Consider the following 16,469-nt stretch of genomic DNA (forward strand, 5'->3'; position numbering starts at 1 on the left):
CCCCCAACCCCCTCCCCGCAAGCGATGAGGGGGCTAAGATGCAATACTGCTCGGTTGAGCCTGAAAAGTCATTATATGGTAGGTTGGGTTGTTCGCGTCGGCGTTGCGGAGCAATGGAACGAAACCCAACATTATCATTTTGTTGGGTTTCGCTATCGCTCAACCCAACCTACATTTCCTTAACCGACAAGTATTGGGCTACGATGTACCTTATATGATTGGAAATCGCTGTATTTGGAATCAGAGAAGAAGTCTTGTTGACAGCAGGCATAAAAAAACCCACCTCCGCGGGGTTCCAATGGGAAATTAGCGGAGGTAGGTGGAGATTAATGTAATTAAAAGCCGAAAAATGTTTTAGCAGTTCACAAACTAGTTGTAAACTGCTATATAAAAGTAGACTTGTTTTTAAATGGGCAGTACCAGACTCGAACTGATGACATCCTGCTTGTAAGGCAGGCGCTCTACCAACTGAGCTAACCGCCCGTTTCTTTCACTCAACTAATATAGCATAGCCTTTCTAAATTTTGCAAGTCTTTTGAGAAAAATTTTTTTGCTGGATGGAAAAGGCTGATGGGAATGGAATTGAGCTATACTGACTCAGGATTTCACTGTTAATTTTATATTTTTAATTTTCCTAAGATGCCCTCTGGTCAAACGCACGATCGCATTACTATTTGGTCTATGCCTGTGGTGGCGGGTGTAACGCTGGGTTCCACTCACAGCAGTAATATGACTTTGTTGGTGGCGGGTGGGTTTATGTTTGGGGGGCTAATGTTTGGTCCTGATTTAGATATTTACTCCCGTCAATTCCAGCGTTGGGGTTTTCTGCGGTGGATTTGGCTACCTTATCAAAAAAGTCTGCGCCATCGCTCTTTTTTATCTCACGGTCCGATTATTGGCACAACTTTACGGGTGGTGTATCTGACGACTTTTTTGGCGTTGGTGGCGATTGTGGTTGTGATGATTTTCGCCAAGTTGGGAAATGTGGCTTGGAACTGGGGGGAACTGTGGGGGACTGTGGGGAAGACCATCTATATGTATTATGGAGAATTTTTTGCCCTCTTTGTCGGCTGTGAACTCGGTGCAATGAGCCATTCTTGCAGTGATTGGACTGTTTCTGGTTATAAGCGCTTTCAAAAACAGGGTATTCAAGGTTTACTCCCTCGTGGCAAAATTAAGAAACGTAAAGTTATCCCCAGTCGTCGCAGTGTCAAAAAGCGGTAAAAAGATGGAAATTAATCAGACTTTAGAGGCGTTACGAGAGTTAATAAATGTGGTGGCGAAATTGCGATCGCCTGAAGGTTGTCCTTGGGACTTGGCACAAACACCGGAAAGTCTTACACCTTATGTGATTGAAGAGGCTTATGAGGTGGTAGATGCCATTAAAACAGGAGATAAAAAAGCTATTTCTGAAGAATTAGGTGATTTATTATTACAGGTAGTATTACAAGCCCAAATTGCCAGTGAAACTAATGATTTTTCTTTGCAAGAAGTCGCTGAGGGCATTTCTCAAAAGTTAATTCGTCGTCATCCTCATGTATTTGGTGATGTGACTGTGGCGAACATAGATGAAGTACATAAAAATTGGGAAACCATCAAAGCGGCGGAAAAAGGTGAAACTGTAGAAACCCAAAAACTTAGTGATCAACTGAATCGTTATCGCCGTAGTCTTCCGCCATTAAATGCAGCTATGAAGATATCTGAAAAGGCGGCTAAGGTTGGTTTTGAGTGGAACAATGTAGATGAAGTTTGGGGCAAATTCCAGGAAGAGTTAGGGGAATTTCAACAGGCTTTAGCTGAAGAAACCAAAGAAAGACAAGAATCCGAATTAGGTGATTTACTATTTGCCATTATTCAAATTGCCAGATGGCATAAACTTGATCCTAGTGCCGGGTTACAAGGGACAAGTCAGCGATTTATTCAACGGTTACAAAAAATGGAAGATGTCATTAAACGTCCGTTGACAGATTATAGTTTAGAAGAATTAGATGCTCTTTGGCAACAGGCTAAAGCCCAACTTGGTCATTAGGTGCTAAATAGCAATTGGTGATGTATTTGCGTAAGATAAATTAATATTTAGAACATTTAATTGGTTCTTTCAAAGCTATTTCCAATTTTGCCTGGGTTAATAGTTCCTGCCAAAAACGAGAATCTTGACAATAAAGATTTGCTGCTTCATTTAAAGCATCATACCAGATTCCTTTTTTTAGATAAAAAGAAATTCTTTCTTCTGGTTTGAGCTTAATTAAATCATCAAATTGTCGTTGATATATAGATCCCATCATTCCACTGATACTCCAGTGAATACCGAAAACGATTTTGGATTCAACATTTCTGCTGGTGTGAATACTCTTGATGCTAACAATGTTACTGTGTATATAGGATTCATTTTTCAGCCTGGTAGAACTAATTCACATAAAATCCGAATGCAAAAAATTATCAAAGAAACAGAATTATTGGAAATACAAAAAAATCTGGCTCAAGGGCAACTTCAGTTAGTTCAAAGCCAAATTTATGAAGCAGAATTAAAATTAAAACAACTACAAAATACCCCATCTGAAAATAAATAATTGAGTGTATTTCACTGCGGGGGAATTTTCTCAACACATTCAGGCGATCGCCTATAGTAATCAAAGCACATTTTAGAGATCAGGGAGAGTTTATCGAAAGCCATTTTCCTGATCAAATAAATTTGCCGCTTTTACATTTTTTAAATTGGCAGCTTTTACCTTTTTCTGAACAGAAAAATAGAGATAGCTTTGAAAAACAGGCTCTCGACCGTTCTATAAAATTTACCCAAAATTACCAAACTCCAGACAGATATGGACACCGATAACTTTAGTGTTTATTTCCTGTTTTATCCCAATATCAAGTTAACACTTGAGAAAACAAATTTCTCAAACTCCCTAATGAGAAAACCTCAGCCATTGATGTTTTTTATTTATGGTTACTAACTCAAAATCTGAAGTGTAGCTTCATCAAATACTAACCCTCGACGGGCAAAATATTTATGAATGTTAATTTGCACAAATAAATCTTTTAGTTCTTCGGCAATTTCAGTTGGCGGATTTCCTGATTTTGAATTCATTAATTAATGAATGTTTTAATTGTAATATCCTAAACTAAATTCAATAAAGCGGATTACCATAAGGGTGAGGTACACTTTTGGCGGGCAAGATGCCCGCACCACAAGATTTTTATCATTAATATCTGTAACTTATCAGATCGGAAACTGCTGTAAAGCGATCGCTAAATCAATTCATAACGATTCTATCCAGTTGTAGCAACGCTGAAAACAAGTACCAGTAGTATTGCCATTGCACTTACTTTTTTATGTTTTCCGACCCCCGGACAAATTCCTTGCAGCCGAGGGTGACAGAGAGAATCTAACTAAGCATGACGTTGACTGACTAAAACTTGATAAGAATATTCAAAATCATCATTAGTAATCCTGATATCAGCCGGATTCGTCTGTCCTTGCGATCGAAAACGGCGAATAGCTTCTACAGCAGCCTGATTGGATAGCAATACTAAATCTGCACCATTCCAGCCTTCCGTGACTTCAGACCAATAGGTTAAATTTACATCTAACAATGGTCGTCCCTGAGTATAGACTTGCAAAATATCTAAACGACTGGCTAAATCAGGTAAATCTACCTTAAGTTGTAAATCCAACCTTCCTGCCCGTAATAGAGCAGAATCAAGAGCATCAGGACGGTTTGTTGCCCCAATTACTAGAATACTTGCACCGACCTCTAAACCATCCAACTCAGTGAGTAATTGCCCCACTACCCGGTTACTCACACCAGAATCACCACTGTAAGTTCCCCTTGCCGGGGCTAAGGTATCAATTTCATCAATAAATATCACACAGGGTTCTGCCTGTCGCGCCTTAGCAAATAATTCCCGTACCGCTTGCTCACTAGCACCTACCCAACGGGTAAGCAACTCTGGTCCATTGACACCAATAAAATTAGCCCTAGCTTGGGAGGCTACAGCTTTTGCTAATAGAGTTTTGCCAGTTCCCGGTGGTCCCCATAACAAAATCCCCTTGGGAGCTACGGCTTTGGTTTGGAGGTAAAGTTCTGGATAAAGTAAAGCCCCTTCCACTGATTCTCGCAAGGTTTGTTTAATTGTTTCTAAACCACCAATATCGTCCCACGCCACTTGGGGAACTTCAACTTCAACGCTGCGAAGTACAGCCGGCTTGATTTCCTTTAGCCCTTGTAAAAAATCAGTTTGATTGACCGTCATGTTTGCTGGAGCTTCCACTTCTATGGAAGGAACTTGACGGCGGAGGGCGGTATAGGCGGCTTTTTGACAAACGGCCTTCAAATCAGCCCCCACAAATCCCACCGCCCGCTCGGCGATAAAATCCAGGTCAACCGTATCATCCAAGGGCATGGGGCGGGTGAGAATTTGCAGAATTTCTTTGCGGCCGTTGATGTCAGGAATGCGAAACTGGACTTCCCGGTCAAATCGTCCCGGTCGTCGCAAGGCTGGATCAAGATGGTCAGGGCGGTTAGTAGCTGCGAGGACAATCACCCCTGGGCTATGGGAGAACCCATCCATCAAGCCTAATAATTGGCCAACTAGACGCTTTTCAACTTCCCCTTCTACTGCACTGCGGTCTGGGGCGAGGCTATCAATTTCATCAATAAAAATAATGCAGGGAGCATTTTTAGCGGCTTTTTCAAAAATACCGCGCAATCTTTGCTCCGCTTCACCGTAATATTTACTGATGACTTCTGGCCCGACAATAGCAATGTAGTTAACACCCAGTTCCTCAGCCAAAGCCCGGGCAGTGAGAGTTTTGCCGGTTCCTGGCGGTCCAACTAACAATACGCCATGGGTGGGTTCTAGTCCCAATTTAGCAAGTAGGTCAGGACGTTTTAAGGGAATAGCAATCAGTTCTTTGAGTTCTTTGAGAATTTCGCTCAGTCCACCGATATCTTTAAGAGCAATACCCGAAGTGGGATCGGGAGGAACAACTGGATCTGATGGACTTGCACCTGAAGCTGGGGGTGATGGAGTGTTCATTCGACTTGTACCCACATCATTACCCATATTATTGCTGCGAGGAATATTTCCTGTTCGGGGAATGTTGCTTAAAGGTCGGGAATTAAACTGAACATTGGTTTTGATTTCTCCGTTTTCTGCCTTTTCTTCTAGGGTTTTTACCAGTTCTAGTAACTGTTCAAATCCTTTGAATAAATCACTCATAATAGTCCTCCAAAAATTGATGCTAAACAGTTCTTAAAATAAAAGATTGGCAGCACCTTGAACTCTAGCAAGTGGTTCTACCGATCTGGGTAACTTAGGTAAACGAATAATTGTTTGTTCGGGAAACAAACTACTATCAGTTGCCAGTTCTTGGCTGTAGCGATTTTGCACTACATAACGTTGCTGAATTTTCATTGTTTTCAACGTTTCTGTTAAGCGGATATGTTCAGCGATGATCGCTGCTTCTGCCTGAATTACGCCCACAAATTGGGTATGACGTGGATCTTTTAATTTCTTTTGAGCTTGGACAACTTGTTGGCGCAGATGTCGCAACCGTCCCATAAAATCAACTCGACCTAAGACATTTTGATATTTCATCCACAACTTAAATATCCAAGATAACCATTCCCCTAAAGCAGTTGGCATTTGTAAAAATTGCAGGAGATGACCTGTTGGTGCTGTATCTAAAATAATCAAATCTTGCTCGTTACTGTCTAATAAATCGAGGATGGTAATTAGGGATAACATCTCATCAATACCAGGTAAAGCTTGAGACATAATCTGTCGCCAAGCTTCTGGAAGGTAAGCAATATTTACTGTTGTTTCAGTTTCTGTTCCTTCTCCACTAATCATATCCGCTAATTCCCAAAGGTAATCAGCACGGAATTGATCTAATATTTGGGCGGCATCAATTTCTTGTCCGCTTAAGTTAGGAGTTAACAATACAGGTTCATGTCCTAATTTTTGACCAAAAGCATCTCCTAATGAATGGGCAGGATCTATAGAAATCATGCGGATCTTTTTCTCAGGATAACGATTAGCTAAAGCCCAGCCCATTGCGGCAGAAACTGTGGTTTTGCCAACTCCTCCTTTGCCACCAACAATAATTAGTTGACATCCTTCAGCTATAAAATCACTAAAGCTGGGGGAAACTTTGTCTGGCCATTGGATTAGTGGCGGAGTTACAAGTTCAACACTATCAATTGTATGCATTTGAGATGCGAGATTATCTAACGCAACTCCACCTAATGGTTGAATTTTTTGTTGAGGGACGACAAAAACTGGTTTATTTTGGGAAATTGTTAAGAATTTATTGATAAATTTTTGTTGTTCCGCATAGCGGTCTGGCTCTATATCTAAATCTGTCAAAATTCGATTAATTATTATTCCCGCATAGGGAACATCTAGAGTCTTTAAATTTCCTAAGAATCGCTCTGTTTCCGCAAAACACATGGGTTCAGAAACTGCGGCAACTAAACAACCTGTAAATGTATCATCTTGTAGTAGTCGTCTACTTTCTGATAATTGCAGTTTGAGATCAGCTAAAAAGTCATCTACTTCATCCCTTGTATAACCTCCTGTAAAAGTTTGCGTGATCACCTGATGTTTTTTCTGAAATAGTTCTAAAGAGTTTAAAATAACATCCAGAAAATCTTTTAGTCGTAACAAGTTTAATGTATGACCAGAAGGAGCCATATCAACTACTATCCTATCTACTTTTTTTTCAGACAGTAAGTGTTGAATTTCTAGTAACCCCATTAATTCGTTTAAACCAGGCCAGTCTAAATCCCAAACAGGGGCTAAGTCTTCTCCGTCAGCTAAACTACCTCGCTCCACTAATAGTTCTAAAAATTGACTATATTTGGCTTTAAATTCTAGCAACAGTTTTTGAGCATCCAAGGCCTGAACACTCAAATTAGGTAAATCTGCTAATGGCGAGGCATAATCTCTTACTTTTGAAAGTAAAATATCACCTAAAGAATGTGCGGGATCTGTAGAAAGTAACAAAATTCTTTCTTCAGGGAATTGTCTTGCCCAATAACGAGCAAAACTACAAGAAATAGTGGTCTTGCCAACTCCACCTTTACCGCTAAACATGACTAAGTGAAGTGAGTCGTATTGATTCATAAAAGTCTAAAAAAGTAAACAAAAGTTGGCAGAAATAATTAAATGAAGTGATAAGGAGGAATACCTTCTCCTAAAAATAGATCCCAACGAGGACAAGTTTGCTGCCAAGTTAAAAATTGTTCTAAAAGTAAGGTTTTATCTTGGTAATTGACTAGAAGGTAAATCCGTACTTCTTCTTCTTGTTCTTGAATAATAACGGGAATTTGATTGATTTTACTGATGAAATTAATCAAGATTTCTTTTTCTGATGCTTGGGCAAGAATAAAGTTTTTTTGCCTTTGATAGTGTTGCTTCTTAGCTAAAAAGTAATGTCTACCTGATTCTAAAACTGGTGATTCTTCTGTGATCATGCGAGGGATTAGTTTTAGAATAAATTCGGTTTTACAATTGATTTTTTCTAGCTTATCTAGATATTCTTGTCCATAGGATTCTAGATGAGTTAGCAGGTTGTCTGTATTAGCAAAATAAGTTCCAAAACGTAATGGTAAAACTGTAATTTGCCGAAAAATATCACAAATGACTCTATCATGTTCTATAGCCATCTGGACAATTTTTTCATCATCATCTTGAAATGAATCTAAAGATATTCCAGGTTCGACAATAGCTGAAAGTCCATTTCCATCAATTTGAATTACTGAAGTAGTAGAACCTTGTGGTAAATGTAAGGAAAAGCTAGGCGTTTTTAAAAAAGCATAAGTGTAAAGGTTTTCTAGTTCCATATGTTTCACCTGTATAAAACTATTTTCCGGTGGGAGTTAATAAGATTTGTCTTCATGCAAATACCAGATAAATTTAGTTCTAAATTATTCAGTATTTACAATAGTAACTTATTGGTTATAATACTAGAAAATATTCAGGTTTTATCATGAAAAGCTTTCGTCATCGTAGTATTATTAGAGCTAAAATTAGCACGATGCCACGACATATCTCTGAGGCATCTAGTCAATTAGAACTTTATAAGATGGTAGCTGAGAAACAACGTATTAGCAGAGAATTATCTTCTATTAAAGAACGAATGGCTACACTTCAAAAACGGTTAGATTCTCTCAATAATGAGATAGATAACACAGAAAAAACGATTCATAAATTGCGTCAACCTCACTCCAGCACTGCTCAAAATATTGTGCGTTCAAAGAATGTTGTTGAATCCAATAACTACCAGACTTTTGAGATTGAATATTAAGATATAGAATCTTGATGAATTTGGTAAAAATGGACACACTAAATCAAAAATATTACCCGCAGAAGCGGGTTTTTTACTATCATCTTAAACGCTATTTAAGTCTTGCAATAAGTCTGTTGACGTTAAAAATTATTATTCCTGCGGTACTAGGGCAATAAGACGAGATCCTTGTCTCTATCAATTTCTGTTGTCAATTGAGGTTTTACTACAAAGTCTTCCTCTTCCTCTTGTTCTAGTTCTAGTTCCAAGCGTGCTTCTTCTTCTGCCAGTTCTAATTCTAAGCGGGCTTCCTCTTCCAATGCTTGAATTTTCAAAAGAAGTTCCTCTTCTTGAATCTCGAAGTCCTCTTCAGAAATTTCGCCGATATCGAAAGAAAGCTGTAAGTTTAATAATTGTTTATGCAAATTTTCTTGGGCATCAAATTCAGTATTGGTACGCTCTTGGATCTGCTCACCAATCCAGACAAGTCCATTAAGTGGACCCATGATTGGCAATAGTAGAAGTTTCGTCAGCATAGTAAAAGCTCCTATGAAGCAAGCTGGGCAAATGTGTAGGGTGCGGTAAAATTGTTGTAGCGAATACGTAGGCGATCGCCAAATTTTCGATCAATAGCTTCGACTCGTTCGCTGAATACAGATTCTGTTTCCCAAGGAATTAAAAAAGCTGCATTGTAGATCATTTCTTCCGTCATCGGCTCACTTTCTATAATCTCCTTAGCTAAAGGATGTAGGTTATTAAAGAACTCTTGAATAACAGTCTGTTTGCGAGCAGCTAAATTACTTTCAATTAATTGTCCGATTTGGATTATTTCCTCCATCTTCAACTTTTTGCCTTCCATGTTGTCGCGCTGCTGCTTCAAATCCTGATTAGACTCCATCATGGCTTGCAATTCTGATTTACTATCCCAAAGAATCTTAATGCTTACCTCTCTTTGTCCTGCCAGCTTTTGAAATAACTCATTTAATTGCTCTTTATATGGTTCAATTAGTTGTTTCTGGATTGTCTCCCAATCTTTGACAACTAATCCAAACCGTAGAGGCAAAAGAACATGAAACCCTTCGTGCATTGCTTGTTCTAAAACTTTTTCATGAGTTAACAAATTACGACGGGAAGCCAAATATTTTTCTTGACAAGCATCCGAATATAAAAAACTAAAGCCGTCAACCACCTGACTATGAACAGATTGTTTATCCAATCCTTGAAGATCAACGGTTTCAGGAATTGGATCTGGAAAGATGCCGTACAAATAAAGACCAGTATTCATAATCTGCAAAAAAATCAAACCTAAATTTACGACTGATAACGGGGAATTAAATTGGTTTTGATGTCAAAACTAACCTTAATTTGGCGTGAATAAGATCTAGTTGAGCTACACCTATATCTATTTCACCATCTACAACTATTCCGGTATTTAAAAGCCTATCTAACAACTCTAGTATCGAAGGGCGATTCCCGGTTTCTCCCGGATAATAAGAACCAGATGCTGGTAAAAGACTACCAAAATCTCCTAAATTTATATTCAAATCTGCTGGATCAATGTCAAATATCTGGCACAAATTTAAAATTTGTTCCTCTAACTTTTGTAAACTTTCTGCGGTTCGCTCTAAATCAGATTCACTGAGCAAATCCTCTTCCATCCGCCGAATTATTTGAGCTTCCATTAATTGACGTATCAATTCCAGTACAGTCAATAATAAAGGAGCTAAACCCGTTTCACTATTAGATTTCTTTTTAGGAGAGGTGTTTAGAAATTCGTTAGAGTTTTCAACTGGAATGACGTTGAGAAAATCGTTGGAGTTTTCAACTGGACTGTAGACCATTTTTATGATTCCACATAAAGGTTTAAATTTCTTTGATGTAATTTAATCATGAAAATTGCCAGAGTTCCAGTGTTTATAAATTGGATATGGATAACTCCTGAATTTCAATTAATTAGACATCAAGTTGAGAATCTATCGGCAACGGAATACTTTCTTCATGGGTTTGATGGGTATTATCTTCAGTAGTTTGATGGGTATTATCTTCAGTGGTTTCTACTAACGAAATTTGCTCTTGTACTTTAGCTGATGTTAGTAAATTTATCTGTGATTCTAAGTTCTCTAGACGATTCTGAAGTTGCTGATTTTCTTCAACCAACCGTTGAGCTTTGGTACTAAGATAAGGGTCTGTTTCCCACCAATTGATACCCATTTCTTTGGCTTTATCCACGGAAGCAATTAACAAGCGAATCCGAATGTGTATAAGTTCTGTGGAGGCAATAGAGATAGAAATATCGCCAGCAATTACAATCCCTTTATCTAAAACCCTTTCGAGAATGTCCGCTAAAGTCGAACCCTGGGTAGATGTGTTAATAGCTCGACTTGAGTTGGTTTGAGGACGTGTTGGCAGTATTGGCGTAGAAGTCACGAATAATTCAACTCTTGAATAGTATAAACACAATGATTTTTGTAAACTAAAGATTTTTGCTCCGAAAAATATGGAGCATTAATGATTAGTTAAGAACTTTGGTTGAAGGCTTTTGAAATCCCTTGAATTCGTTATTTTTTTGCTGAATTACGTAATCAGAAGCTTCTTTTTCTAAGGGAACATCATTTCCTAAATCTGTATTGGCGAGCGTATCCATTGTTGGCAAGCTACCCAATTCGGCATCATTTAATATCTCGATTTCTTTGTTGGAAAATTGAGAAATGACATCCAGGAAAATATCTGTAGACTCATTGACAGATAGATGGGTACGGTTAGACAAAATCTCCATAGCAATTTCCTGAAAAAAGGAATTTTCTGGTTCTGCTACAAGGTTGTTGTCTGCACAGACTTTAGCAATCATTAAACAAGACCGTAATCCTGATGTTTTTTCTGCACCTGTAGCTATCCGAAATGATTTAACTAACCGGACTATTAAGTGAGCAGATTCTTTTTGTATGTTCGTTTTCTGAATTAATATCTCTGTTTGAGTGATCTCATCTGGTTCTGGCATATTAATAGTTACCAATCTATCCATCAAAGCATCTTGTGTCGAGTGAACTCCACAATACTCTTCAGGATTAGATGTAAAAATAGCCCGAAATTGAGGACTAACACTCAGGTATTCTGGCTGATTACTGCTAGGGGGAAGGCTCAGAATTTTTTCTTCTAATGCTGATAGCAAGACGTTATTAACTTCAGGTCGTGAACGGTTAAATTCGTCATAGACTAAAGTAAAGCCTTCACGACAAGCGAGAGTTAATCGAGAATCAACCCAATTTTGTTTGAATTCGTCTTCAACTTTAACAACACTATGGATATAGTTATCTAATAATTTTTTGTGAGTATAACCGGATTCACTACCAATCAGATCCGAACTTTTAAATTCGTCGTCTCCAAATAGTAACATTACTGGTCTGTCTAGACAGTGAGCCAAGTGCAGTGCTAGGGTTGTTTTCCCTGTGCCGGCGGGTCCACGTAAGTGAATGGGGAATCCTGATTTGAGATAAAGTAATGCCCGAATTGCGACTTGCTCGATAGCAGGTGTGACTACAAACTGCCCTGGACGGACACGAAGAACTGCTCTTTTATGATTAGTTTTAGTCATAATTACGAGATGAAGATGGTAAGTAAATTAAGATTGTCAGAAAAAAGAAATATTATGAGAATAATGTGAAATTTCTCAATTGATGTGCTATTATCGTTCCATTAGTTAAGCGCATGAAGTAAGAACTCCAGTTTAATAAACGTAGTAAATTTAACGCTAAATTGAATCTATACGTTACTGTCGCTACGGTTTAAATATGGACTGCCGACTCTTCAGGCCTAAACTCATTGTTGAATTTTATTATCCGCCCCCTTGTTTTACCAGCTTTGCACCTGGAATGTCAGGGGGCCTTACTATTTAGACCTATTCTCTAACAGACAAACTCTGTGTACTGAGAGATTAACGGTTAGAAATACCAAAAATACTTACAAACAAATCCTGACGGAATGCTTGCAGTTCTTTTGCTTGTTTTTGAGCTTTAGAAATGCGTTCTTGGGCAGTTTCTGCTAAAAATTCTTGGCTGGTTTGCTCAAGTTGTTTACGGAACGCTTGTAGTTCCTCAGCTTGCTGTTTAGCTTGGGCAATGCGTTCTTGAGCAGTTGCTGCTAAAAATTCTTGGCTGGTTTGCTCAAGTTGCTTATGGAACGCTTGTAGTTCTTCAGCTTGTTTTTGAGCTTTAGAAATGCGTTCTTGAGCAGTTGCTGCTAAAAATTCTTGGCTAGTTTGATCAAGTTGCTTATGGAACGCTTGTAGTTCTTCTGCTTGTTTTTGAGCTTGAGCAATGCGTTCTTGAGCAGTTGCTGCTAAAAATTCTTGGCTAGTTTGCTCAACTTGCTTACGGAACGCTTGTAGCTCTTCAGCTTGTTTTTGAGCTTGGGCGGTTCTTTTCGCTGTTGTAGCAGACAAGAATTCATTAGTCTCTTGAAATAGTTGAGCTACTGCTTCAGCTATTGACTGACGTTCTTGACGAATTTTTGGTATTAAAGCAGTCATAAATTTCTCCAGAAAATGATAAACTGGCATTAACTAGGTTCACTGAATTTTTTAATCCACTGAATCTAGTTTCAGAGGTTTCCGCTTTTTTGTTATATCCTTTGAGAAACCTTAATTTCAGAATGCTCTTCTTTCATCACTATTTAGATAAATCAACAGATTTTCAAGGTTTGACAACCTAGTAAAATGAAGGTTTCACCTGATTTTGATAGAAGAGGGATATACAGATAATAAAAAAAGCAGGTTGAATATCAGGATTAAATTAAAGACTCATTAATCCTGATATTAGGAATTTACTTAATTAAGCAGGAACTGCTGCTGATTGAGTTAAACCAACTGCTTCTGCATATTTCAAATAGGTTTCAACGGAAGCGATGACAATCCGAGCTTCAATTGCTAGTAGTTCAATACCAACTAAAGAAACACGAACCCAAGCATCAATTACGATACCTTTGTCAAGGATTCTATCAATAACTTCTGCCAAGCTGGAGGAAGAATTAGTTTTTTCGACTGCCATAATATTTGCACCTTAGCTCATTGTTGTTGTGGAATTCATCTGAATCTAGAGAACAACTGCCAGATTCTGAATCTTCGAGTTATTCTACTATGCTTTGAAAATCTACTTAATTAATAATTAAGCAGGAACTGCTGCTGATTGAGTTAAACCAACCGCTTCTGCATATTTCAAGTAGGTTTCAACAGAAGCGATAACGATCCGAGCTTCAATTGCTAGTAGTTCGATACCAACTAAAGAAACACGAACCCAAGCATCAATTACGATACCTTTGTCAAGGATTCTATCAATAACTTCTGCCAAGCTGGAGGAAGAATTAGTTTTTTCGACTGCCATAATATTTGCACCTTAGCTCACTGTTGTTGTGGAATTCATCTGAATCTAGAGAACAACTGCCAGATTCTGAATCTTCGAGTTATTCTACTATGCTTTGAAAATCTACTTAATTAATAATTAAGCAGGAACCGCTGCTGATTGAGTTAAACCAACTGCTTCTGCATATTTCAAGTAGGTTTCAACGGAAGCAATAACGATCCGAGCTTCAATTGCTAGTAGTTCGATACCAACTAAAGAAACACGAACCCAAGCATCAATTACGATACCTTTGTCAAGGATTCTATCAATAACTTCTGCCAAGCTGGAGGAAGAATTAGTTTTTTCGACTGCCATATATTTGTACCTTAGCTCACTGTTCTTTTGATGGTTAGTTAGTTGCTTAACAAACCACAATATACAAATATCACTTATTCCAAAAGATGTAAATAGATAGAAAGGTAAAAAAATGTAAATAAATGTAAATTCTATTATTCATAATTTTGTCCGTACTACTTGTCAATATTACTTAGAGAGCCTGGATAATATTCTTGTTTTTATTTGATTAACATTTGACTAAAATATGAGATATCTGCTTCTATTTTAATATAGATATACCGCATGAACCTAAGCTGGGCATACATTTTTAGCTTTTTGGGAATAAAATTTAGATAAATGCAGTAGGGCATAGATGGTATCTAAGTATCTCTGAGAAATAAGTAAATAGACTATTTTTAAATGTGTAGGAAATATAAAATATAAGTAGAATTATTCTTCAGTACGTAAGCCTTGGTTACGGTAAATTCACTTAAATTTGAGTGAATTCCTGTTTTAAATTAGGTATTATTACTATTAGCCACTCTTTGTTTAAATAAAGTAGGATGATTTGATTAATTATTTTTTCTAAAAACTATGTCTATACAAGGGACTCCTCCTACTGTCTCACAGACGGCTTTAGCTGCTTTGGTGGATGCGTTTATTCAGCAGGGTCATCCGCCCCATTATGCTCAAGCGATGGCAACTTCAATTATTTTTCAGACGGATTTAGATTTACGGAATGCTCAGATGGCTAATCTCTTGGGTTGGTTGAAAGAAGAACATCAAGATATCTATCCTTTTGCGCTGGCTGTAGTGGAAAAAACTTGCTCAGACTTTGAGCGTCAAGTTCAAGAAGGTTGAGTTTCTGGGCTGAGTTGGCTTAAATGAGCAAAATAGGGAAAAATTAGCTGAAATGGCTAATTTTTTCATTTTCCTCACAGATAACTTTTATGGCTGATGCCACGCAGCAAGGTCTAACTAAGATTGATAGGATGGGAAAAAGATACAGATTGTTACGATACTTGAAAATTCTGGCGTACTATGACTATTCTCAACATTGTCTCTCCTTTAAGTGCGATGCCTACTGCAAGCGAAGCTATCGCACAACAAACCCGACAAGCTGCAAGTAAGCTGGCAGTTCTCTCCACTGAAGATAAAAATCAAGCCATTGAAGCGATCGCTCAAGCTTTAGAATTGGCTAAGGATGATATTTTGGCAGCAAATTTGGCTGATTGTCAAGCAGCGATAGCGGTGGGAATCGCCAAACCCCTATATAAACGGTTACTTTTGGATGAACATAAATTAAGGGATGCGATCGCTGGTGTGCGAGATGTTGGTAAACTAGATGATCCTATTGGTAAAGTCCAAATTCATCGGGAAATTGATACAGGTTTAATTCTCAAACGCATTACCTGTCCTTTAGGCGTTTTAGGCATCATTTTTGAAGCCCGTCCTGAAGCCGCAATTCAAATAGTTTCCTTAGCAATTAAATCCGGTAATGGTGTAATTCTCAAAGGTGGTAAAGAAGCATTACGTTCTTGTGAAGCGATAATTAAAGCCATTAAACAAGGATTATCTCAGACTGCGGTTAACCCTGATGCCGTGCAATTGTTAACCAGTAGAGAAGAAATATTAGAACTATTGCAACTAGATAAATATGTAGATTTAATTATTCCCAGAGGTTCTAATGCTTTTGTGAAATTTGTCCAAGACAATACCCGGATTCCCGTATTAGGTCACGCTGATGGTATTTGTCATCTTTATGTAGATCAAGCCGCTGATATTACTAAGGCTATTAATATTACTGTAGATTCTAAAATCCAATATCCCGCTGCTTGTAATGCCATTGAAACTTTACTAGTTCATAGTAGCATTGCTGCCGAATTTCTGCCCCAAGTTGCCGCAGCTTTACAAGCACAAAATGTAGAATTAAAAGGTGATCAGCGCACCTTACAAATTTTACCAGATATTGCCCCAGCCACAGAAATAGACTGGCAAACAGAATACAGTGATTTGATTTTAGCCATTAAAATAGTTGATTCTTTAAATGAAGCCATATCCCACATTGAAAATTATGGTTCTCGCCACACAGAAGCAATTATTACTGAAGATATCACAGCCGCAGAAACATTTCAAGGCTTAGTCAATGCAGCAGGAGTTTATCATAATTGTTCTACCCGATTTGCTGATGGTTTCCGTTATGGATTTGGTGCAGAAGTGGGAATTAGTACCCAACAAATGCCCCCGCGCGGACCAGTTGGTTTAGAAGGTTTGATTACATATAAATATCAAATGTCTGGTAATGGACATATTGTGAAAACCTACACAGGTGCAAACGCAAAATCATTTAGTCATCGTGATTTGTAATCATACTATTAATCTCGTTCCCAGTCTCTGACTGGGAATGCTGAATTGCGGCTCTGCCGCTAGTAGTTCGTCAAATTTATTTTGACGAGTGATGATCGGAAAAAACTTCTGTTCTTCCCTCCCCCTGTCTCTTATACACA

At 38.2% G+C, this 16,469-nt stretch carries 21 protein-coding genes and 1 tRNA gene; 7 read left to right on the top strand and 15 right to left on the bottom strand.

Annotated features, from left to right (window positions below; translation table 11 throughout):
- A partial coding sequence (locus IQ228_RS26500) for a hypothetical protein (RefSeq protein ID WP_228043745.1) occupies nt 1-183 on the top strand: 183 nt, incomplete at its 5' end.
- A gap of 227 nt (nt 184-410) precedes the next feature.
- Here IQ228_RS26500 and IQ228_RS07390 read toward each other — a convergent pair.
- Nucleotides 411-483, bottom strand: a tRNA-Val gene (locus IQ228_RS07390).
- A gap of 156 nt (nt 484-639) precedes the next feature.
- Between IQ228_RS07390 and IQ228_RS07395 the strand changes: the two genes are divergently transcribed.
- Nucleotides 640-1,224, top strand: a complete 585-nt coding sequence (locus IQ228_RS07395; RefSeq protein WP_193962534.1) for a metal-binding protein — start codon at nt 640-642, stop codon at nt 1,222-1,224.
- A 4-nt stretch (nt 1,225-1,228) separates the two neighbouring features.
- Nucleotides 1,229-2,029 (top strand): nucleoside triphosphate pyrophosphohydrolase, encoded by an 801-nt coding sequence (mazG, locus tag IQ228_RS07400; protein WP_193962535.1) that lies wholly within the window; start codon nt 1,229-1,231, stop codon nt 2,027-2,029.
- Between the two features lie 40 nt (nt 2,030-2,069).
- On the opposite strand, the gene IQ228_RS07405 is transcribed toward mazG, so the two are convergent.
- Nucleotides 2,070-2,285: a DUF928 domain-containing protein gene (locus IQ228_RS07405; RefSeq protein ID WP_035081678.1), complete on the bottom strand. Its 216-nt coding sequence runs from the start codon at nt 2,283-2,285 to the stop codon at nt 2,070-2,072.
- A 15-nt stretch (nt 2,286-2,300) separates the two neighbouring features.
- Between IQ228_RS07405 and IQ228_RS07410 the strand changes: the two genes are divergently transcribed.
- Nucleotides 2,301-2,570 carry a hypothetical protein gene (locus tag IQ228_RS07410; RefSeq protein ID WP_193962536.1) on the top strand — a complete coding sequence of 90 codons (270 nt, stop codon included), beginning with the start codon at nt 2,301-2,303 and terminating at the stop codon, nt 2,568-2,570.
- Nucleotides 2,571-2,950: 380 nt separating this feature from the next.
- Here IQ228_RS07410 and IQ228_RS07415 read toward each other — a convergent pair whose 3' ends face one another.
- The 4 genes from IQ228_RS07415 to IQ228_RS07430 form a co-directional block, all read right to left on the bottom strand.
- Complete coding sequence (locus IQ228_RS07415) at nt 2,951-3,088, bottom strand: hypothetical protein (protein ID WP_160170621.1); 138 nt, start codon at nt 3,086-3,088, stop codon at nt 2,951-2,953.
- Nucleotides 3,089-3,390: 302 nt separating this feature from the next.
- Nucleotides 3,391-5,223 carry an AAA family ATPase gene (locus tag IQ228_RS07420; RefSeq protein ID WP_193962537.1) on the bottom strand — a complete coding sequence of 611 codons (1,833 nt, stop codon included), beginning with the start codon at nt 5,221-5,223 and terminating at the stop codon, nt 3,391-3,393.
- A 33-nt stretch (nt 5,224-5,256) separates the two neighbouring features.
- Entirely contained in the window at nt 5,257-7,131 is a 1,875-nt protein-coding gene (locus IQ228_RS07425; protein ID WP_173401701.1) for an ArsA family ATPase, read from the bottom strand.
- Between the two features lie 38 nt (nt 7,132-7,169).
- Nucleotides 7,170-7,850 (bottom strand): GvpL/GvpF family gas vesicle protein, encoded by a 681-nt coding sequence (locus IQ228_RS07430; RefSeq protein WP_027402306.1) that lies wholly within the window; start codon nt 7,848-7,850, stop codon nt 7,170-7,172.
- A gap of 146 nt (nt 7,851-7,996) precedes the next feature.
- Here IQ228_RS07430 and IQ228_RS07435 point away from each other — a divergent pair, with 146 nt between their 5' ends.
- On the top strand, nt 7,997-8,314 hold the full coding sequence (locus IQ228_RS07435; protein WP_027402305.1) for a hypothetical protein: 318 nt from the start codon (nt 7,997-7,999) through the stop codon (nt 8,312-8,314).
- Nucleotides 8,315-8,460: 146 nt separating this feature from the next.
- On the opposite strand, the gene IQ228_RS07440 is transcribed toward IQ228_RS07435, so the two are convergent.
- The 9 genes from IQ228_RS07440 to gvpA (IQ228_RS07480) all read right to left on the bottom strand — a co-directional run bounded on the left by IQ228_RS07440 (nt 8,461) and on the right by gvpA (IQ228_RS07480) (nt 14,001).
- On the bottom strand, nt 8,461-8,829 hold the full coding sequence (locus IQ228_RS07440; protein WP_027402304.1) for a gas vesicle protein GvpG: 369 nt from the start codon (nt 8,827-8,829) through the stop codon (nt 8,461-8,463).
- Between the two features lie 11 nt (nt 8,830-8,840).
- A complete protein-coding gene (locus IQ228_RS07445; protein ID WP_027402303.1) occupies nt 8,841-9,578 on the bottom strand; it encodes a GvpL/GvpF family gas vesicle protein in 738 nt (245 codons plus the stop codon).
- A 46-nt stretch (nt 9,579-9,624) separates the two neighbouring features.
- Nucleotides 9,625-10,134, bottom strand: coding sequence for a gas vesicle protein K (locus tag IQ228_RS07450; RefSeq protein ID WP_080683857.1), 510 nt, complete (start codon nt 10,132-10,134; stop codon nt 9,625-9,627).
- Nucleotides 10,135-10,246: 112 nt separating this feature from the next.
- Nucleotides 10,247-10,720 (bottom strand): gas vesicle protein, encoded by a 474-nt coding sequence (gene gvpJ / locus IQ228_RS07455; RefSeq protein ID WP_051424297.1) that lies wholly within the window; start codon nt 10,718-10,720, stop codon nt 10,247-10,249.
- Between the two features lie 85 nt (nt 10,721-10,805).
- Nucleotides 10,806-11,885, bottom strand: a complete 1,080-nt coding sequence (gene gvpN / locus IQ228_RS07460) for a gas vesicle protein GvpN (protein ID WP_071992771.1) — start codon at nt 11,883-11,885, stop codon at nt 10,806-10,808.
- A gap of 339 nt (nt 11,886-12,224) precedes the next feature.
- Nucleotides 12,225-12,818, bottom strand: coding sequence for a gas vesicle protein GvpC (gene gvpC, locus IQ228_RS07465; protein ID WP_027402301.1), 594 nt, complete (start codon nt 12,816-12,818; stop codon nt 12,225-12,227).
- A gap of 301 nt (nt 12,819-13,119) precedes the next feature.
- Nucleotides 13,120-13,335, bottom strand: coding sequence for a gas vesicle structural protein GvpA (gene gvpA / locus IQ228_RS07470; RefSeq protein ID WP_015080752.1), 216 nt, complete (start codon nt 13,333-13,335; stop codon nt 13,120-13,122).
- 117 nt (nt 13,336-13,452) lie between these two features.
- Complete coding sequence (gene gvpA, locus IQ228_RS07475; protein ID WP_015080752.1) at nt 13,453-13,668, bottom strand: gas vesicle structural protein GvpA; 216 nt, start codon at nt 13,666-13,668, stop codon at nt 13,453-13,455.
- 117 nt (nt 13,669-13,785) lie between these two features.
- Nucleotides 13,786-14,001, bottom strand: coding sequence for a gas vesicle structural protein GvpA (gene gvpA, locus IQ228_RS07480; RefSeq protein ID WP_015080752.1), 216 nt, complete (start codon nt 13,999-14,001; stop codon nt 13,786-13,788).
- 555 nt (nt 14,002-14,556) lie between these two features.
- Here gvpA (IQ228_RS07480) and IQ228_RS07485 point away from each other — a divergent pair.
- The gene (locus IQ228_RS07485; RefSeq protein WP_027402300.1) at nt 14,557-14,823 is read left to right on the top strand and encodes a hypothetical protein; all 267 of its coding nucleotides are present in this window, start codon (nt 14,557-14,559) and stop codon (nt 14,821-14,823) included.
- Between the two features lie 180 nt (nt 14,824-15,003).
- Nucleotides 15,004-16,329 carry a glutamate-5-semialdehyde dehydrogenase gene (locus tag IQ228_RS07490; RefSeq protein WP_027402299.1) on the top strand — a complete coding sequence of 442 codons (1,326 nt, stop codon included), beginning with the start codon at nt 15,004-15,006 and terminating at the stop codon, nt 16,327-16,329.
- Nucleotides 16,330-16,469: the final 140 nt, after the last annotated feature.

Source organism: Dolichospermum sp. LEGE 00246 (genome assembly GCF_015207865.1).
Taxonomy (GTDB): domain Bacteria; phylum Cyanobacteriota; class Cyanobacteriia; order Cyanobacteriales; family Nostocaceae; genus Dolichospermum; species Dolichospermum heterosporum.

Bases quoted from the DNA above. Each gene is read 5' to 3' on its own strand.
- IQ228_RS07395 (WP_193962534.1), top strand. From the start codon at position 640: ATGCCCTCTGGTCAAACGCACGATCGCATTACTATTTGGTCTATGCCT.
- mazG (WP_193962535.1), top strand. From the start codon at position 1,229: ATGGAAATTAATCAGACTTTAGAGGCGTTACGAGAGTTAATAAATGTG.
- IQ228_RS07405 (WP_035081678.1), bottom strand. From the start codon at position 2,285: ATGATGGGATCTATATATCAACGACAATTTGATGATTTAATTAAGCTC.
- IQ228_RS07415 (WP_160170621.1), bottom strand. From the start codon at position 3,088: ATGAATTCAAAATCAGGAAATCCGCCAACTGAAATTGCCGAAGAACTA.
- IQ228_RS07420 (WP_193962537.1), bottom strand. From the start codon at position 5,223: ATGAGTGATTTATTCAAAGGATTTGAACAGTTACTAGAACTGGTAAAA.
- IQ228_RS07425 (WP_173401701.1), bottom strand. From the start codon at position 7,131: ATGAATCAATACGACTCACTTCACTTAGTCATGTTTAGCGGTAAAGGT.
- IQ228_RS07430 (WP_027402306.1), bottom strand. From the start codon at position 7,850: ATGGAACTAGAAAACCTTTACACTTATGCTTTTTTAAAAACGCCTAGC.
- IQ228_RS07435 (WP_027402305.1), top strand. From the start codon at position 7,997: ATGAAAAGCTTTCGTCATCGTAGTATTATTAGAGCTAAAATTAGCACG.
- IQ228_RS07440 (WP_027402304.1), bottom strand. From the start codon at position 8,829: ATGCTGACGAAACTTCTACTATTGCCAATCATGGGTCCACTTAATGGA.
- IQ228_RS07445 (WP_027402303.1), bottom strand. From the start codon at position 9,578: ATGAATACTGGTCTTTATTTGTACGGCATCTTTCCAGATCCAATTCCT.
- IQ228_RS07450 (WP_080683857.1), bottom strand. From the start codon at position 10,134: ATGGTCTACAGTCCAGTTGAAAACTCCAACGATTTTCTCAACGTCATT.
- gvpN (WP_071992771.1), bottom strand. From the start codon at position 11,885: ATGACTAAAACTAATCATAAAAGAGCAGTTCTTCGTGTCCGTCCAGGG.
- gvpC (WP_027402301.1), bottom strand. From the start codon at position 12,818: ATGACTGCTTTAATACCAAAAATTCGTCAAGAACGTCAGTCAATAGCT.
- gvpA (WP_015080752.1), bottom strand. From the start codon at position 13,335: ATGGCAGTCGAAAAAACTAATTCTTCCTCCAGCTTGGCAGAAGTTATT.
- gvpA (WP_015080752.1), bottom strand. From the start codon at position 13,668: ATGGCAGTCGAAAAAACTAATTCTTCCTCCAGCTTGGCAGAAGTTATT.
- gvpA (WP_015080752.1), bottom strand. From the start codon at position 14,001: ATGGCAGTCGAAAAAACTAATTCTTCCTCCAGCTTGGCAGAAGTTATT.
- IQ228_RS07485 (WP_027402300.1), top strand. From the start codon at position 14,557: ATGTCTATACAAGGGACTCCTCCTACTGTCTCACAGACGGCTTTAGCT.
- IQ228_RS07490 (WP_027402299.1), top strand. From the start codon at position 15,004: ATGACTATTCTCAACATTGTCTCTCCTTTAAGTGCGATGCCTACTGCA.